The sequence below is a fragment of the Caballeronia sp. DA-9 genome (assembly GCF_051615025.1).
Taxonomy (GTDB): Bacteria; Pseudomonadota; Gammaproteobacteria; order Burkholderiales; family Burkholderiaceae; genus Caballeronia; species Caballeronia sordidicola.
In genome coordinates, this window is sequence record NZ_CP195133.1 from 2,529,212 (window position 1) to 2,547,039 (window position 17,828).

15 protein-coding genes are annotated in these 17,828 nt (G+C 59.5%); 1 reads left to right on the forward strand and 14 read right to left on the reverse strand.

The genetic code is table 11. The annotated features are described in order from the left end of the window. Positions 1-68 precede the first annotated feature (68 nt). The 10 genes from phoB to ACRWA7_RS27905 all read right to left on the reverse strand — a co-directional run bounded on the left by phoB (position 69) and on the right by ACRWA7_RS27905 (position 10,933). Positions 69-776 (reverse strand): phosphate regulon transcriptional regulator PhoB, encoded by a 708-nt coding sequence (phoB, locus tag ACRWA7_RS27860; RefSeq protein ID WP_060819746.1) that lies wholly within the window; start codon positions 774-776, stop codon positions 69-71. A gap of 61 nt (positions 777-837) precedes the next feature. After that, the gene (gene phoU, locus ACRWA7_RS27865) at positions 838-1,542 is read right to left on the reverse strand and encodes a phosphate signaling complex protein PhoU (RefSeq protein WP_060819747.1); all 705 of its coding nucleotides are present in this window, start codon (positions 1,540-1,542) and stop codon (positions 838-840) included. A 56-nt stretch (positions 1,543-1,598) separates the two neighbouring features. Continuing rightward, on the reverse strand, positions 1,599-2,354 hold the full coding sequence (gene pstB / locus ACRWA7_RS27870) for a phosphate ABC transporter ATP-binding protein PstB (RefSeq protein WP_172811968.1): 756 nt from the start codon (positions 2,352-2,354) through the stop codon (positions 1,599-1,601). Between the two features lie 145 nt (positions 2,355-2,499). Beyond that, entirely contained in the window at positions 2,500-3,396 is an 897-nt protein-coding gene (gene pstA, locus ACRWA7_RS27875) for a phosphate ABC transporter permease PstA (protein ID WP_060819749.1), read from the reverse strand. Continuing rightward, the gene (gene pstC / locus ACRWA7_RS27880; RefSeq protein ID WP_060856145.1) at positions 3,393-4,376 is read right to left on the reverse strand and encodes a phosphate ABC transporter permease PstC; all 984 of its coding nucleotides are present in this window, start codon (positions 4,374-4,376) and stop codon (positions 3,393-3,395) included. Before pstC ends, pstA begins: the two co-directional genes overlap by 4 nt. A gap of 134 nt (positions 4,377-4,510) precedes the next feature. Continuing rightward, positions 4,511-5,542, reverse strand: a complete 1,032-nt coding sequence (pstS, locus tag ACRWA7_RS27885; RefSeq protein WP_438393582.1) for a phosphate ABC transporter substrate-binding protein PstS — start codon at positions 5,540-5,542, stop codon at positions 4,511-4,513. Positions 5,543-5,769: 227 nt separating this feature from the next. Next, positions 5,770-7,128, reverse strand: a complete 1,359-nt coding sequence (gene glmM, locus ACRWA7_RS27890) for a phosphoglucosamine mutase (protein WP_060819751.1) — start codon at positions 7,126-7,128, stop codon at positions 5,770-5,772. Positions 7,129-7,220: 92 nt separating this feature from the next. Continuing rightward, positions 7,221-8,090: a dihydropteroate synthase gene (gene folP, locus ACRWA7_RS27895; RefSeq protein WP_438393585.1), complete on the reverse strand. Its 870-nt coding sequence runs from the start codon at positions 8,088-8,090 to the stop codon at positions 7,221-7,223. Positions 8,091-8,178: 88 nt separating this feature from the next. Beyond that, positions 8,179-10,074, reverse strand: coding sequence for an ATP-dependent zinc metalloprotease FtsH (gene ftsH / locus ACRWA7_RS27900; RefSeq protein WP_060819754.1), 1,896 nt, complete (start codon positions 10,072-10,074; stop codon positions 8,179-8,181). Between the two features lie 196 nt (positions 10,075-10,270). Then, positions 10,271-10,933 carry an RlmE family RNA methyltransferase gene (locus tag ACRWA7_RS27905; protein WP_213778909.1) on the reverse strand — a complete coding sequence of 221 codons (663 nt, stop codon included), beginning with the start codon at positions 10,931-10,933 and terminating at the stop codon, positions 10,271-10,273. A gap of 403 nt (positions 10,934-11,336) precedes the next feature. On the opposite strand from ACRWA7_RS27905, the gene ACRWA7_RS27910 reads away from it, so the two are divergent. After that, complete coding sequence (locus ACRWA7_RS27910) at positions 11,337-11,891, forward strand: YhbY family RNA-binding protein (RefSeq protein ID WP_060819757.1); 555 nt, start codon at positions 11,337-11,339, stop codon at positions 11,889-11,891. Positions 11,892-11,953: 62 nt separating this feature from the next. On the opposite strand, the gene ACRWA7_RS27915 is transcribed toward ACRWA7_RS27910, so the two are convergent. The 4 genes from ACRWA7_RS27915 to carA form a co-directional block, all read right to left on the reverse strand. Next, positions 11,954-12,475, reverse strand: coding sequence for a DUF4149 domain-containing protein (locus ACRWA7_RS27915; protein ID WP_438393589.1), 522 nt, complete (start codon positions 12,473-12,475; stop codon positions 11,954-11,956). Continuing rightward, positions 12,475-12,951, reverse strand: a complete 477-nt coding sequence (gene greA, locus ACRWA7_RS27920) for a transcription elongation factor GreA (RefSeq protein WP_060819760.1) — start codon at positions 12,949-12,951, stop codon at positions 12,475-12,477. The genes ACRWA7_RS27915 and greA overlap by 1 nt, the downstream gene beginning before the upstream one ends. Before the next feature lie 154 nt (positions 12,952-13,105). Beyond that, on the reverse strand, positions 13,106-16,360 hold the full coding sequence (carB, locus tag ACRWA7_RS27925; protein WP_438393592.1) for a carbamoyl-phosphate synthase large subunit: 3,255 nt from the start codon (positions 16,358-16,360) through the stop codon (positions 13,106-13,108). 48 nt (positions 16,361-16,408) lie between these two features. Beyond that, positions 16,409-17,548, reverse strand: a complete 1,140-nt coding sequence (gene carA, locus ACRWA7_RS27930) for a glutamine-hydrolyzing carbamoyl-phosphate synthase small subunit (protein ID WP_438393593.1) — start codon at positions 17,546-17,548, stop codon at positions 16,409-16,411. Positions 17,549-17,828: the final 280 nt, after the last annotated feature.

Sequence of the window (17,828 nt, forward strand, 5' to 3'; positions counted from 1 at the left end):
TAGCGGATCGAGATTATTGCCACGCGATCCCACGACCCCGATTGGTCGCGGGTTTCATGCACTTTTTATCAAGCGCTCTTGGCGAGCCGATACCCACTGCCACGAACCGTTTCAATCATAGCATCGCAACCCGCGGGCTTTAAAGCCGCCCGCAAGCGCTTGATATGCACGTCCACCGTCCGCTCTTCAACGAATACGTGATCGCCCCAGACCTGATCGAGCAATTGCGTGCGGCTATGCACGCGTTCCGGATGCGTCATGAAAAAGTGCAACAGCCGGAATTCGGTCGGACCGAGATCGAGCTTGATGTCGTCGGAATGACCATTCGCGTGCGCAGCCACCCGATGCGTGGCTGGATCAAGACGCAAGCCGTTGATGGCCACCACGTCTTCCGTCAATTGCGGCGCACGCCGGCGCAATACCGCCTTGATCCGCGCCATCAGTTCCTTGGGAGAAAACGGCTTGGTCACATAATCGTCCGCGCCGATTTCAAGCCCAAGCACCTTATCCTGCTCGTCGCCACGCGCGGTAAGCATGATGATCGGAATGTGTTTCGTGCGTTCGTTGCCGCGTAATTCCCGAGCGAAGGCTATACCGGATTTACCCGGCAGCATCCAGTCGAGAAGCACCAGGTCCGGCAATACGTCGCTGATCAGGTTTTGCGCCTGTTCCGCGTTATAAGCACGAATGGGGCAATGGCCCGCGTGTTGCAGATTCACCGAAATCAATTCGGAAATCGCGGGTTCGTCTTCTATAACGAGAATGCTGCTGGGCATCGGCACCTCTGTAACCTTCTTCGCGTAAGTTATCTAACGGCAATGGGAACCAAGTGAAACTTCAGCTCAGCGCTTCGCGTTCAAGCTGATCGCGCGACACATGGCGGACATCCGTACCCTTCACAATGTAAATAATGAATTCCGCAATGTTCTTCGCGTGGTCGCCAATCCGTTCAACCGCTTTCGCGATGAACAGATAATCGAGTCCCGCTGAAATCATGCGCGGATCTTCCATCATGTATGTGATGAGCTTGCGCACGAACGCGCGGAATTCTTCGTCGATGGCTTTGTCGTCGCGCACGATCTGCGCGGCGGCAACCGTGTCGAGGCGCGCGAATGCATCGAGCGCGCGGCGCAGGATGGATACCGCCATTTCCCCGGACAACTTGATTTCCGCGATATTCACGTTGCGGCCCATGCCGTCTTCGTTGATCCGCTTCACGCGCTTCGCGATTTTCTCGGCTTCGTCGCCGGCGCGTTCCAGATTCGTAATGGTCTTCGAGATTGCCATCAACAAGCGCAAGTCGCGTGCGGCCGGCTGGCGGCGCGCGATGATATTGCTGCATTCCTCGTCGATTTCGACCTCCATGGTATTCAGGCGCTGCTCGGCCAGAATCACCTTGTCGGCAATGTCGATATCGAACGCGTTGAGCGCCTGCATGGCATTGATGATCTGCGACTCGACCAAGCCGCCCATTTCCAGCACTTTGGACGAAACCGCGTTCAGATCGGCGTCGAACTGGCTCGACAAATGTTTATCGGACATATGTGCTCCTGAAGTCCTTTTTTAGCCCGTATGACTGCGAGAGATCCATCGCGGACTCACCCAAACCGGCCGGTGATGTAATCTTCCGTTTCCTTGCGGGACGGCTTGATAAAGATTTTTTCCGTATCGCCGAATTCGATCAATTCGCCCAGATACATATAAGCAGTGTAGTCCGAACAACGTGCCGCCTGCTGCATGTTGTGCGTGACGATCACCACCGTATAGTCATTCTTCAGTTCGGCGATCAATTCTTCGATCCGGCCCGTCGAAATAGGGTCGAGCGCGGAACACGGTTCGTCGAGCAACAGCACTTCAGGGCGGATTGCGATGCCGCGCGCAATGCAAAGGCGCTGCTGCTGGCCGCCCGACAAGCCATAACCGCTTTGCTGCAGCTTGTCCTTCACTTCGTTCCACAGCGCCGCTTTCGTCAGCGCCCATTCAACGCGGTCGTCCATCTCCGAGCGCGACAGTTGCTCGAACATCTTCACGCCGAACGCAATGTTGTCGTAGATCGACATGGGGAACGGCGTCGGTTTCTGAAACACCATGCCCACGCGTGCGCGCAACAGCGAAATATCGCGGCGCGTGTCGAGCAGATTGTTGCCATCCATCAGGATCTCGCCTTCCGCGCGCTGCTCCGGATAAAGCGCATACATCTTGTTGAAGGTGCGCAGCAAGGTGGACTTGCCGCAACCCGACGGCCCGATAAACGCCGTCACCTTGTGCTCCGGAATGCGCAGGTTGATGTTCTTCAGCGCATGGAACTTGTTGTAGAAGAAGTTGAGGTTGTTCACCTCGATCTTCGGTTTCATCGACCCGGCTGGAGGCGCCTGGTGCGTCGGCTTGAAACTGCCCGGCACGGCGCCGCGTTCCACGGGGTCCTTGTTTGCATCGGTGGCCGGACTGGCGTTCCGGGTGCTCACATCGCCTGCGACTGTGTTCATGGAAGTTTCCGCCTTATTTTTTCGAGAAGATCGTGCGCGCGAGAATGTTCAGACCGAGCACGCCGAGCGTGATCAGGAACACGCCGGCCCACGCGAGCGCTTGCCATTGGGGGAACGGGCTCATCGCGAACTTGTAGATGGTGACTGGCAAGTTGGCGACGGGCTGGCTCATGTCCCACGAGAAGAATTGATTCGACAACGCCGTGAACAGAAGCGGCGCCGTTTCGCCGGTAATCCGGGCAACCGCGAGCAGGACGCCCGTCACGATGCCGCTTACTGATGCCTTCAGCGTGATCGATGTCACCATCTTCCACTTCGGCGTACCGAGCGCGAAGGCTGCTTCGCGCAGCGCATTCGGCACCAGCCGCAGCATGTTCTCGGTCGTGCGGATCACAATAGGAATCTGCAGCAACGCCAGCGCGATCACGCCCGCCCAGCCGCTGAAACGCCCCGAATGCGCGACCACGATTGCGTACACGAACAGGCCGATCACAATCGACGGCGCGGACAGCAGAATGTCGTTGATGAAGCGGGTCACGCTTGCAAGCCAGCGCTTGTCGCCGTATTCGGCAAGATACACGCCTGCGAGCACGCCAAGCGGCGTACCGATAAACGTGGCAAGCACCACAAGCATCAAGCTGCCGACAATGGCGTTGAGCAAACCGCCGCCATCCGTGTTGGGCGGCGGCGTGTTCTGCGTGAACAATTCGATCGACATGCCGCCAACACCCAGCTTCACCGTGGTGAAGAGAATCCATATCAGCCACAGCAGGCCGAACGCCATTGCCGCCAGCGACAACACCAGCGCAACCACATTCTTGCTGCGCCGGCGGCGCTGCAGCTTGATTCGCGTGGAGGCTTCGCGTTCCGGATTGCCGGAGCCGGGAAATTGCATCGTGGGCTGGCTCATTTTCCGCCCTCCCCTTTTTCGAGGCGAAGCAGCATGAGCTTCGACAATGACAGCACAACGAACGTGATCAGGAACAGGATCAGCCCGAGTTCCATCAACGCCGACGTATGCAGGCCCGGACTCGCTTCAGCAAACTCGTTCGCGAGCGCCGAGGTGATGCTGTTGCCCGGTGAAAACAGCGAGACGTTATCGAGCAGATTCGTATTGCCGATCACGAACGTCACCGCCATGGTCTCGCCGAGCGCGCGGCCGAGACCGAGCATCACGCCGCCAATCACGCCGGTTCGCGTGAACGGCAACACGATCTTCCACATGACTTCCCAGGTCGTGCAGCCAATGCCATACGCCGACTCCTTGAGCAGCACGGGCGTGACTTCGAACACATCGCGCATCACTGCCGCAATGTACGGAATGATCATGATCGCGAGAATCACGCCGGCGCACAAAATGCCGATACCAATTGGCGGCCCCTGAAAGAAGCGGCCGATCAGCCAGACGTCGCCAAGCAGGTGTCCCAGCGGCTTTTCGAAGTACGTGGCGAAGAGCGGGGAAAACACCAGCAAGCCCCACATGCCGTAGACAATCGAGGGAATCGCCGCGAGCAATTCAATAGCGACGCCGAGCGGCCGGCGCAGCCACGCGGGCGCGAGCTCGGTCAGAAACAGCGCGATGCCGAAACTCACCGGCACGGCGATGATCAATGCAATGATCGATGTGGCAATCGTGCCGTAGATAGGCACGAGCGCGCCGAAGCTATCCGTTTGCGGATCCCATTCGGAGCGCCAAAGAAAACTGGGGCCAAACTTTTGCAGCGTGGGCAGCGAAGCCACCACCAGCGACACGATAATGCCGCCCAGCAGCAAGAGCGTGACCACTGCGGCGAGCCGCGCAAGGCCGCCGAAAACGATATCACCGAGTTGTCCCGGAGCGCGCTGGGCGCGGCTTGCGGGCGGAGTCGATGCGAGGTTGATGTCCGACATGGGAGCCTTCGGAAGGACCGCGCGGCGGTTGCCGCGCGGATCTTGATGCACTTAAAGGACTAGGAACCAGAAAGCCTGCGCGTGTTGCTTAAGTTTGTATCGAGCAATACGCCCGATGCAAACCCATATAAGGCTTACTGAACGACCGCCTTGCCCGACGCGTCCTTCACCTTCGCCTTCCACTGCGTTTCGATTTCAGCAGTCACCGAATCCGGCAACGGAATGTAGTCGAGTTCGTTCGCTGCTTGCGTACCGTTCTTGAACGCCCAGCCGAAGAACTTCAGCGTTTCCGCACCTTGCGCTTCCTTTTCCTGCGTCGTGTGCAGCAGCACGAACGTGGCGCCCACGATTGGCCATGCGTCCTTGCCCGGCTCGTTCGTCAGGATCTGGTAGAACGACTTCGACCAGTCCGCGCTGGCTGCCGCTGCCTTGAACGTTTCCGTCTTCGGCTCGACCACGGCGCCCGCCGAGTTCTTCATGTCGACGTACGTCATCTTGTTCTGTTTAGCGTACGCCCATTCCACATAACCGATAGCACCCGGCAAACGCTGAACGAACGCGGCAACGCCGTCGTTACCCTTGCCGCCCGTGCCTGTCGGCCAGTTGACCGTCGAACCTTCGCCAACCTTGCTCTTCCACTCGGCGTTCACCTTGGACAAGTAGTTCGTCCAGATGAAGCTCGTGCCCGAACCATCCGCGCGGCGCACGACGGCAATGTCGGTGTCCGGCAGTTTGACCTTCGGGTTCAGCGCGGCAATGGCCGGGGCGTTCCACTTCTTGATCTTGCCCAGATAGATATCGCCGAGCACTTCGCCCGACAACGTCAGTTCGCCCGCCTTGATGCCCGGAACGTTGATCGCCGGAACTACGCCGCCAACCACTGTCGGGAACTGGAAAAGCCCCTCCTTCGCCAGTTCGTCATCCTTGAGGGGTGCGTCCGAGCCAGCGAAATCCACCGTCTTTGCGATGATTTGCTTGATGCCGCCCGACGAACCGATGCCTTGGTAGTTGACCTTGCCGCCGCCCGACTTCTGGTACGTATCGGCCCATTTCGTGTAAATCGGTGCAGCGAAGGTGCTGCCCGCGCCAGTGATGTCGGCAGCTTGGGCCGACATCGCGAACATTGCGCCGACGATGCCTGCGAGCGCGGTGTGCATCAATTTCATGTGATCTCCAGGGTTGTGAGCAAGTGGCTCGACACCGCGAAGGATAGGTTCTCTGTGTGACAGTTCGATGACGAATGATGAAGCCAGCGTGACAACGTGCTTACGGCTTGAAAGTTATATTAGCCGATTGAAAAGCACACGTTTGCGAGGCTCTTAAACCGGCGCATAACAAAAAACACCACGATCGGGTCGTGGCGTTCTTGTTGTCGCGCAGAGGTGCCAAGATCTCAGGCGGTGGCGTCCTTCACGACTTTAGCGATGGTTTCCGCGTGCCGGATAGCGTCGGTTTGCGACGCCGCCTCCACCATCACGCGCAATACCGGCTCGGTTCCCGATGGGCGAATCAGCACGCGCCCTTTCGATTCAAGCTCGCGCTCAGCCTCGGCGATGGCACGCTTGATCGCGTCGCTGCTCTTCCAGTCAGCGCCCGGACTCATGCGCACGTTGATCAGCTTTTGCGGGAACAGGCTGACGCCTTCCAGCAGTTCGGCAAGCGTGCGGCCGCTGCGCTTGACCGCTGCAAGCACCAGCAGCGCGGAGACGATGCCATCGCCAGTGGAATGCCGGTCCAGCGACAAGATGTGGCCGGAGCCTTCCGCACCCAGAACCCAGTTGTTCTCGCGCAGCTTTTCGAGAACATAACGATCGCCCACCGCCGCACGTACGAGCTGCACGCCGCCCTTTTTCAAGGCCACTTCGACCGCCATGTTGGTCATCAACGTGCCTACCGCGCCGTCGATTTTTCCGTCTGTCGCAATCCGGTCGTTGACCAGCACGTAGAGCAGTTCGTCGCCGTTGTAGAGCCGGCCGGAGGCATCGACGATCTGCAGACGGTCAGCGTCGCCATCGAGCGCAATGCCCATATGCGCCTGATGTTCCCTGACCGCCTTGACCAGTGCGTCGGGCGCCGTTGCACCCACGCCGTCATTGATATTGAAGCCGTTCGGCGACACGCCGATGGTCACGACTTCCGCGCCCAGTTCGTGAAATACCTGGGGCGCCACGTCATACGCTGCGCCATGCGCGCAGTCGACAACCAGCTTCAGGCCATGCAGGTCGAAACTCGCCGGAAACGTACTCTTGCAAAATTCGATATAGCGGCCGCGGGCGTCGTCCAGCCGGCGTGCCTTGCCGAGCAACTCCGAGGGAGCGCAGGACATGGGTTCGTCGAGTTGCGCTTCGATCTGCAACTCGACGTCGTCCGGGAGCTTGTTGCCATCGGCGGAGAAAAACTTGATGCCGTTGTCGTAGTACGGGTTGTGTGAGGCGCTGATCACCACGCCCGCAGCGAGACGCAAGGCGCGCGTAAGGTAAGCCACGCCCGGCGTAGGGATCGGGCCAGCCAGCATCACGTCGACGCCCGCCGCTGAAAAACCCGATTCCAGCGCTGCCTCGAGCATGTAGCCAGACACCCGCGTGTCCTTGCCGATCAACACCGTCGGGCGAGTGCCGCGCTGCGCCCATTGATCCGCGCCCGCGAGCACCTTGCCGGCCGCATAGCCAAGGCGCAGTACAAAGTCCGGTGTGATCGGCGCCTCGCCAACCTTGCCTCGAATGCCATCGGTTCCAAAATATCGACGTGCCATTTTTTTGTTCGTACCTCGCGCAGAACGCGCTTGATCTAGTTGTGTGTTGATGAGTGCCGCCCGCGCGAGGTCTATACCGTCGCGCCCCTCTTTTACTGCGAACGGTCAGCCGCGTCCCGAACCGCTTGCCAAACCTTGAGCGCGTCTGCGGTTGCAGCGACATCGTGCACACGCACAATCGACGCGCCCCGCTCCACAACGCACACCGCGGCCGCCACGCTCGCCGCAACCCGCTCCGACGGATGAGCCCGGCCGGTGACGGCGCCGAGCATCGATTTGCGCGACATACCCGCCAGCAGCGGCACATTCAGGTTCGCGGGCCGCGTGTCGGCGAAATGGGCCAATAAGTCGTAATTATGAACCGTCACGGACTTGCCGAAGCCAAATCCTGGGTCAAGACAGATCCGATTTTGCGCGATGTCAACCTTGGTCAATGTGCGAACCCGCTCATCGAAGAACGCACGGACCTCCGCAACAACGTCGCGGTAGACAGGTTCATGCTTCTGCATGGTTTCCGGCTCACCCAGCATGTGCATCACGCATAAACCACAGGCGCTGTTCTTGACGGCGTCGAGCGCGCCTTCACGGCGAAACCCCCAGATGTCATTGACCATGTCTGCGCCCGCATTTACCGCGGCGCTCATGACGGCAGGCTTGTAGGTATCGATGGAAAGCGGCACGCCCGTCGAGCGCAACGCCTCGATTACCGGAATCACGCGTTCGAGTTCCTCGTTGAGCGGCACGGCCGGTGCACCGGGCCGGGTAGATTCGCCGCCGATATCTATCATGTCGGCGCCGTCGCGAATCATCGCTTCCGCTTGAGCGAGCGCAGCATCGCGGGATACGAAACGGCCGCCGTCTGAAAACGAATCGGGCGTCACGTTCAGAATTCCCATAATCAGAGGGCGTTCGAACGTGAGCGTGAATCGGCCGCATTGAAGAGGCTGGACAAGGGTTTGCATGATCATGGCCGCGGTGACAACGCGCTCAAAAACGAAAAAGGGCTGGTGTGAACAACACACCAGCCCTTTCAACTACTTCGGGTTCACGTCAGGCGGAAGCAGGTGCCGTCGCGTTACCCGGTTTGACTTCAGCGCCGGTATTCCCGCCACCAGCCGAAGGATCGCTCGACGGCGGTGGCAGATTCTTCGGCGGACGCGGCGGACGACCACCCATGATGTCGCTGATCTGATCTGCGTCGATGGTTTCCCATTCCAGCAGCGCCTTCGTCATGGCTTCGACCTTGTCGCGGTTGTCTTCCAGCAGCTTGCGGGCAAGACCATATTGTTCGTCGAGAATCCGGCGAATTTCGGCATCGACCTTTTGCTGCGTGGCTTCGGACACCGTCTTCGACGCCATCTTGCCAAACATGCCGTCCTGCTCGGTATCGACATAAACCATCGTGCCGAGCACGTCCGACATGCCGTAGCGCGTCACCATGTCGCGCGCCATCTTGGTCGCGCGCTCGAAGTCATTCGAAGCGCCTGTGGACATGGAATTCAGGAACACTTCTTCCGCTGCGCGACCGCCGAACAGAATGGCAATTTCCTCAAGCATCTTGTCGCGATACAGATTCACGCGATCATGTTCCGGCAACTGCCACGTCACGCCCAACGCCCAGCCACGCGGCATGATGGTGACCTTGTGAACCGGATCGGCGTGCGGCAACAGCTTGGCAACCACGGCGTGACCCGACTCGTGGAACGCCGTATTGCGGCGCTCCTCTTCACGCATCACGGCGGACTTGCGTTCCGGGCCCATGAAGATCTTGTCTTTCGCGTCTTCGAAATCCGCCATCTCGACAATTCGCTTGCCGCGGCGCGCTGCAAACAGCGCGGCTTCGTTCACCAAGTTGGCCAGATCGGCGCCCGAGAAGCCCGGCGTGCCACGAGCAATCACCGAAGCATCGACGTCGTTCGAAATGGGCACCTTACGCAGGTGGACTTTCATGATGTGTTCGCGGCCGCGAATATCCGGCAGACCCACATACACCTGACGGTCGAAACGGCCCGGACGCAGCAGCGCCTTGTCCAGCACATCAGAACGGTTCGTCGCGGCGATCACGATCACGCCGGAGTTCGCTTCGAAGCCGTCCATTTCCACGAGCATCTGGTTCAACGTCTGTTCGCGTTCGTCATTACCGCCGCCCATGCCAGCGCCGCGATGACGGCCCACAGCATCGATTTCGTCGATAAAAACGATACAAGGCGCGTGCTTCTTGGCCTGTTCGAACATGTCACGCACCCGTGCTGCGCCGACACCTACGAACATTTCCACGAAGTCGGAACCGGAGATGCTGAAAAACGGTACTTTGGCTTCGCCGGCGATGGCACGCGCCAGCAGCGTCTTACCGGTCCCCGGAGGACCAACCAGCAGCACGCCGCGTGGAATCCGGCCACCCAGTTTCTGGAATTTCTGCGGATCACGCAGGAAGTCGACGAGCTCGGAAACTTCTTCCTTTGCTTCGTCGCAACCGGCGACATCGGTGAAATTGATTGCGTTGTTGTTTTCGTCGATCAGCCGCGCTCGCGACTTGCCGAACGAAAACGCGCCGCCTTTCCCGCCGCCCTGCATCTGCCGCATCATGAAGAACCAGAAACCGATGATCAGGATCGTCGGTCCGAGGTAATACAGCGCGGAAACGAGCGCGTTGGGCTCGTCGTCAGCCTTGCCGCTGACCTGAACGCCGTACTTCATCAGGTCGCCGACCATCCAGATGTCGCCAGGCGACACGATCTGGTATTTCTGACCGTCTGCGGGAGTGACGGTGAGATTACGGCCCTGCACGGTTACGGTCTTGACCTTGCCGGTCTTCGCGTCGTCCATGAACTGCGAATACGACACCCCTTCCTGGACGCGGGGCTTGTCGAACTGCTTGAACACCGTGAACAGCACCAGTGCGATAACCAGCCACACCGCTGCCTTAGAAAACATATTGTTGTTCAAAGCACCACTCCTTCACTCATAGACGGGCGCCTACATTCGCCTTGCGGCACCACGAAAGCATTCTAATCCAGACCGCAAACCCCTGCTATAACCTTTAACTAGCGGGAAGATAGCGGCCCGGATCCGATTTTTGGACCCTTTCGGCCAAAATGCGCACAGGACAACAGATCCTGCGAGGCATTTTCCCCGGCAACCCTCAATCACGACGCTTGAGTTGCCTGCCCAAAATAAACGTTTCGGACGATTTATCCCGCGACGCCTTGGGTTTGCGCGGCGCGACGATTTTGAATTGATGCTTGAACTTTTCTACGATCTGACTATAGCCACTGCCGTGAAAACATTTGACCAGCAAGGCACCATCCGGTTTCAGGTGGTTTTGCGAGAACTCCAGCGCCAGATCACACAGATGCTCCATTCGGGCTGCATCCGCACTCGCAACACCTGAGAGGTTGGGGGCCATGTCCGAGATTACAAGATCGACCTGATGATCTCCGACCAATTCTTTGAGCTGATCCAGTACTGAATCCTCCCGAAAGTCGCCCTGAAAGAACGTCACGTCGGCAATGGGTTCCATCGGCAGGATGTCGAGCGCAATTATCTTGCCATCTATGCCACCTTCGCGTGTGTCGCCGCGGTTCGCGCCTTTCGCGAGCTTGTTGCGTACGTACTGGCTCCAGCTACCTGGCGTGGATCCCAGGTCCACGATGATCTGACCAGGTTTGATCAACTTGTCCTGCTCGTCGATTTCCTTCAGCTTGTACGCGGCGCGCGCCCGATACCCCTCGCGCTGGGCGAGTTTCACGTACGGGTCGTTGATGTGGTCGTGCAGCCACGAGTAGTTGAAGCGGTTTTTTGCCATTAAGAATGAACTCTTGCTGCGTGAAACTGTGCTTTTAGCGGATAATACGCGTCTAATTCAGGCTGCTGCTCATATTTGAGGCAGCATTCGTCGGTGTAGACAGCTAGTTTCGGCGCTGTTGCGCCCTTGTATTTGCCTGCGGTGCCTGAACTGATAGCTGGATGCCTCAATGCCCGCAAGGCACTTCGGCCAATCTGGCAGTAGGTGGGCCCCAAGTGCGGCACCTGAGTTCCGGCGATTAAAGATTCGTTAAAATCAAGTCCGTTTGCTCGCCGCATCATGCGCCGCCCGTCATGTCCGGAGCAAGGCGTTCCGCCCTGCCCGTCTTTGTTATTGCAATCGCGACCGTTTAGCCGCTTTTACGCTACGGCGCCTCTCATTTTAGTCGAGTCCGTTACTTCTCATGCCAGCTCTCAAACTTTCTCCTGCCCAACGAGCCGACCTGCGCTCCCAGGCTCACGCGCTCAAGCCCGTTGTACTCATTGGCGGCGAAGGGCTGACCGAAGCCGTGCTGGCTGAAATCGAAGTGCATCTTGCAGCGCACCAGCTCATCAAGATCCGGGTTTTCGGCGATGACCGCGAAGCCCGTGTCGCCGCTTACGCTGAAATCTGCGACCGCCTGGGCGCAGCGCCCGTCCAGCAGATCGGCAAGCTGCTCGTGGTGTGGCGCCCGGAAGACGATGCCGCACCAGCCGGGCGGCCGCGTACCGCTGGCGTTCGCGGCGCAAACCGCGTCGCGCCGCCGAGCGCCGGCGAAGCTGCCGACGCCTCGGCCAAGGGCCGCGCCCCGCGCGTGGTCAAGGTCGTCAAGATCACGCGAGACGCCCCCGTTGTCCGCAAGCCGAAGAAGCAAAAATTGCTGGTTCGCGGCAACGAGCGCGTGACCGCGGGCGGCAACGTGAAACGCGCGAAAAAGCGCTTGCCCAGCGCTAAGCGTCACCACCAATCGTCGAAATAAACTGCCGTCCCGAATAAAGGAGCCGGTGACGTCCCGATATTCGCGGACGTCACCGGCTTTTTTTAGCCGCGCGCGCGACGCGCTGCGACGCTGGCCGTCTTGCCCTTCGGAACAGCGGTTTGCGCGGGGAATCGTCCAGGCGGCAGACGCCAGAACAACACAAGCCCCAGCACGCTCTCGATCAAATAAAACGCGCTCGATACGCCGTGCAACATGCCAAACCGGCTTGCATAGGGCGATTGCGCGAGTTCCATGCCGCCCTCTTGAGCCGCCACACGCAGCGCGTTCATGAATGGCTGCAACGCAAAATAGCCGATCAGCACGCACAACAGCATGCCCGCGATTACCCAGCGCGTACGTTTATATTCTTCAAAACCCGTACGCACCAGGCGATTCGCCATGACCAACAGCACGAGCGCGCACGCGACACCCAGCATGCCCTCGATGCGAAATAGCTGCGCCGCGACCGATCCCGCGGAGGTCCGGTCGAGCATGCTGAACAGCACGGGTGCGGCAATGTAGCCCAGAGTCAGTACGCTGCCGACCCAGATCATGGCGACGATCCGAAAGAATCGATGAGCCATCAGACGTACTTGACCGCAATGACTTCGTACTCGCGCGCGCCGCTCGGCGCCTGCACCGACGCGACATCGCCCTCCGTCTTGCCAATCAGCGCACGTGCGATGGGCGAGCTGATGGAAACCAGGCCGTGGTCGATATCCGCCTCATCGTCGCCGACGATCTGATACGTCACCGTTTTGCCCGAATCCAGGTCTTCCAGCTCGACGGTCGCGCCAAAGATCACCCGGCCGTCGGCTTCCACCTCGGTCGGATCGATGACCTGCGCGCCCGCCAGCTTCGACTCAAGCTCGGCAATCCGGCCTTCGATGAAGCCCTGCTTCTCTTTGGCGGCGTCGTACTCCGCGTTTTCCGACAGGTCTCCCTGCGCGCGTGCTTCGGCAATTGAATTGACGACCGCCGGGCGTTCCACGGATTTCAGATGTTGCAATTCGTCGCGCAACAACGCTGCGCCACGTTTAGTCAAAGGAACTGTGCTCATAACCAACTCATTACGCAAAAATGCAGACGTAAAAAAATTACCGCGGTTAAGTGCATCTCCCGGTAAAAATTGGGAGACGCCGCTTAACCGCGGCCCTTGATGCTTAGACTTCGCTTGGAGACTGCTGATACAGCTGAGACTCGAATCAGAAGCCTTAGTTTAGGCGAGCATGCAGTCCTTGTAAATCATAGACTTCCAGGTCCTTCAGATATCGGAGGCCTTCGACCGCCGCACGGGCGCCGGACATGGTCGTGTAGTACGTGACCTTGTTGGCCTGTGCGCTCATGCGGATGGAACGCGAATCGGCGATTGCGGCGCGCGTTTCATCCACTGTCGTGAAGACCAGCGCAATTTCACCGTTCTTGATCATGTCGACAATGTGCGGACGTCCGTCCTTCACCTTGTTCACGACCTTGACCGGCACGCCCGCCGCTTCGATCGCCGCCGCCGTGCCCTTGGTCGCCACGATCGGATAACCCAGTTCGTGCAGCATGGTCGCGACTTCCACGGCCTTTTGCTTGTCGGCGTCCATCACGGTCAGGAGAACCGTGCCGCTTTCCGGCAAGCGGGATCCCGCCGCGAGTTGCGACTTGAAGAGCGCCTCGCCGAACGTGCGGCCCACGCCCATGACTTCGCCGGTTGAGCGCATTTCAGGTCCGAGCACCGGATCGACAGCCGGGAATTTCACGAACGGGAACACCGCTTCCTTCACGCTGAAATAAGGCGGAATCACTTCCTTCGTAACGCCTTGCGCCGCCAGCTTCTGGCCGACCATCGCGCGGGCGGCGATTTTCGCGAGTGGCAAACCCGTTGCCTTCGATACATACGGCACCGTGCGCGAAGCACGCGGATTCACTTCCAGCACATAGATCACGTCCTGTTTCGAGCCGTCGTCGCGCGGCACCTGCTGGATAGCGAACTGCACGTTCATCAGGCCAACCACGTTCAGCGCGCGCGCCATTGCGCCGGTCTGGCGCTTGAGTTCGTCGATGGTTTCCTGCGACAGCGAATACGGCGGCAGCGAGCAAGCCGAGTCGCCGGAATGCACGCCTGCCTGTTCGATATGCTCCATCACGCCACCGATAAACACCGCTTCGCCGTCCGAAATGCAATCCACGTCGCATTCGATTGCGTCGTTGAGGAAGCGGTCGAGCAGCACCGGCGAATCGTGCGAGACCTTTACGGCCTCGCGCATGTAGCGTTCGAGATCGCGCGGTTCGTGGACGATTTCCATCGCGCGGCCGCCGAGCACGTACGACGGGCGCACAACCAGCGGATAGCCGATTTCCTCGGCGAGACGCAGCGCTTCGTCTTCGGCACGCGCGGTGCGGTTCGGCGGCTGACGCAAGTTCAGGTCTTGCAGCAGCTTCTGGAAACGCTCGCGGTCTTCGGCGGCGTCGATCATGTCAGGCGACGTTCCGACAATAGGCACGCCGTTCGCTTCCAGATCCAGGGCGAGCTTCAACGGCGTCTGCCCGCCGTATTGCACGATCACGCCAACCGGCTTTTCCAGATCGACGATTTCAAGCACGTCTTCCAGCGTCAGCGATTCGAAGTACAGGCGATCGGACGTGTCGTAGTCGGTGGAAACGGTCTCGGGATTGCAGTTGACCATGATGGTTTCATAGCCGTCTTCGCGCATCGCGAGCGCTGCATGCACGCAGCAATAATCGAATTCGATGCCCTGCCCGATCCGGTTCGGGCCGCCGCCGAGCACCATGATCTTCTTTTTGTCCGTGGGATTGGCTTCGCACTCTTCCTCGTAGGTCGAATACATGTAGGCCGTTTTTGTCGCGAATTCGGCCGCGCACGTGTCCACGCGCTTGTAGACCGGACGCACTTTCAATGCGTGGCGATGGCGGCGCACAGCCGTTTGATCCGAGCCCAGCAGCTTTGCCAAGCGCCGGTCCGAGAAACCGCTCTGCTTCAGATACAGCATTTCGTCCTTGGTCAGGCTCTCGACCGTGCGACCGCCCAGCGCCTTTTCCTTCTGGATGATCTGCTCGATTTGCGCGAGGAACCACGGATCGATCGACGTTTCCTCGAAGATTTCCAGAGCGCTCAGGCCGAGACGGAACGCGTCGCCCAGGAACCAGATCCGGTCCGGACCCGGCTCGCCGATTTCGCGAATGACCTCGTCGCGGCTGGTGGTCTTTTCATCGAGCCCGTCGACGCCGACTTCCAGGCCGCGCAACGCCTTCTGGAACGATTCCTGGAACGTGCGGCCAATCGCCATCACTTCGCCGACCGACTTCATTTGCGTCGTCAGGCGAGCATCGGCCTCGCGGAATTTTTCGAACGCGAAACGCGGAATCTTCGTGACCACATAGTCGATGGTCGGCTCGAACGACGCCGGCGTCTGACCGCCGGTGATCTCGTTCTTCAACTCGTCGAGCGTATAACCCACGGCCAGCTTCGCGGCGACCTTGGCAATCGGGAAACCCGTCGCCTTCGACGCCAGCGCCGACGAACGCGACACGCGCGGATTCATCTCGATCACGACCATGCGGCCGTCCTTCGGGTTGATCGCGAACTGCACGTTCGAGCCGCCGGTGTCCACGCCAATCTCGCGCAGCACCGCGAGCGATGCGTTGCGCAGGATCTGGTATTCCTTGTCGGTGAGCGTCTGGGCCGGCGCGACCGTGATGGAGTCGCCGGTATGCACGCCCATCGGGTCCAGGTTTTCGATAGAGCAGACAATGATGCAGTTGTCTTTGGTGTCGCGCACCACTTCCATCTCGAACTCTTTCCAGCCGAGCAGCGACTCTTCGATCAGCAGTTCACGCGTGGGCGACAAATCCAGTCCACGACGGCAGATTTCCTCGAATTCTTCCCGGTTGTATGCAATCCCTCCGCCCGATCCGCCGAGCGTGAACGACGGACGAATCACGGTCGGATAACCGCCGCTGCCCGTCTGCGCGGCAATATCCGCCTGCACCTGCAGCGCTTCTTCCATGGAATGCGCGATGCCCGACTTGGCCGAACCCAGGCCAATCTTCGTCATGGCTTCCTTGAACTTCTGGCGGTCTTCTGCTTTATCGATCGCTTCTGGCGACGCGCCGATCAACTCGACCTTGTACTTTTCCAGCACGCCGTGATGGAACAGATCGAGCGCGCAGTTGAGCGCGGTTTGTCCGCCCATGGTCGGAAGGATTGCGTCAGGGCGTTCCTTGTCGATGATGCGCTCGACCACTTCCCATGTGATCGGCTCGATATACGTGACGTCGGCCGTGTTCGGGTCGGTCATGATCGTCGCGGGATTGCTGTTGACGAGAATGACCTTGTAGCCTTCCTCGCGCAACGCCTTGCACGCCTGCGCGCCCGAATAATCGAACTCGCACGCCTGGCCGATGATGATCGGTCCCGCGCCGATGATGAGGATGCTCTTGATGTCTGTCCGCTTCGGCATAACTGCTCTCAATGATGTGTGTTGCGTGTTCTGGTCCAGCCCGCGTCTTCAGGCGGCTTCTTTCTGCGCTTCCATCAGGCCAACGAAGCGATCGAACAAGTAAGCAAGATCGTTCGGTCCCGGCGATGCTTCCGGATGTCCCTGGAAGCAGAAAGCGGGTTTGTCGGTGAGCGCGAAGCCTTGCAGCGTGCCGTCGAAGAGCGACGTGTGCGTGACCTTTGCGTTGGCGGGGAGCGTTGCGGCATCGACGGCAAAACCGTGGTTCTGCGACGTGATCACCACGCGGCCGTCTTCCAGATCCTTTACCGGATGATTCGCGCCGTGATGGCCCGTTTTCATCTTCATGGTTTTGGCGCCGACCGCCAGGCCCATGATCTGGTGACCAAGGCAAATGCCGAAAGTGGGAATGCCGGCCTTGATGAACTCGCGCGTTGCCGCGATGGCGTAGTCGCACGGTTCCGGGTCGCCCGGGCCGTTCGAGAGGAAGATGCCGTCAGGATTGAGCGCAAGGGCTTCGGCGGCAGTGGCTTCAGCGGGCAGCACGGTGACGTGGCAACCGCGCTCGGCCAGCATGCGCAGGATGTTGTACTTCACGCCGTAGTCGAACGCGACCACACGATACTGCGCCGCCGTCTGTTCGCCGTAGCCGCTTTCGAGCTTCCATTCGGACTGCTTCCACTCGTACTGCTCTTTCGTGGAAACGACTTTGGCCAGATCCATTCCGGACAAACCGGGGAACGAGCGCGCGAGTTCCAGGGCTTTCGCTTCGTCGTCGCCCGCAAGAATGCAGCCGTTTTGCGCGCCTTTGTCACGCAGGATACGCGTGAGCTTGCGAGTATCGATATTGGAAATCGCGACGACGTTTTCGGCTTTCAGATAATCGGCAAGCGACCGTTCAGAACGAAAATTCGATGCAAGCACCGGCAGATCGCGAATGATCAGGCCGGCGGCATGGACTTTGGTGGATTCGACATCGTCAGCGTTCACGCCGACATTGCCGATATGCGGATACGTCAGCGTGACGATTTGCTGCGCGTAGCTCGGATCAGTCAGGATTTCCTGATAACCGGTGATGGCGGTGTTGAACACCACTTCGCCGATCGTGTGACCGGACGCACCGATCGAATGACCACGAAAGACCGTGCCGTCGGCGAGTGCGAGGATTGCGGAAGAGAATGACGGCAACACGGGAGGCTCCTTTGGAACACCCTGTTTGCCGACCTGTCATCCGACCGTGGGGTCGCGCGCGGCCTTGTACGTGGCGGGCGCAGAGCGCATCGCGTTCCGAGGCGTGGCGCCTCGAGCGCGGTGGATGAACGGTGAGTGGGAGGTAGGCGCTAGGGTGTAGGTTGATTTGCTCAAACCTTCGAATTATAGCCCGAAATAGCCCTTCCCTTCAAATTTGAGACGCGCCGTATGCAAGACGCGTTCCAGGCCCTGTACTCAAGCCATACCCAGCGGCCTTCGC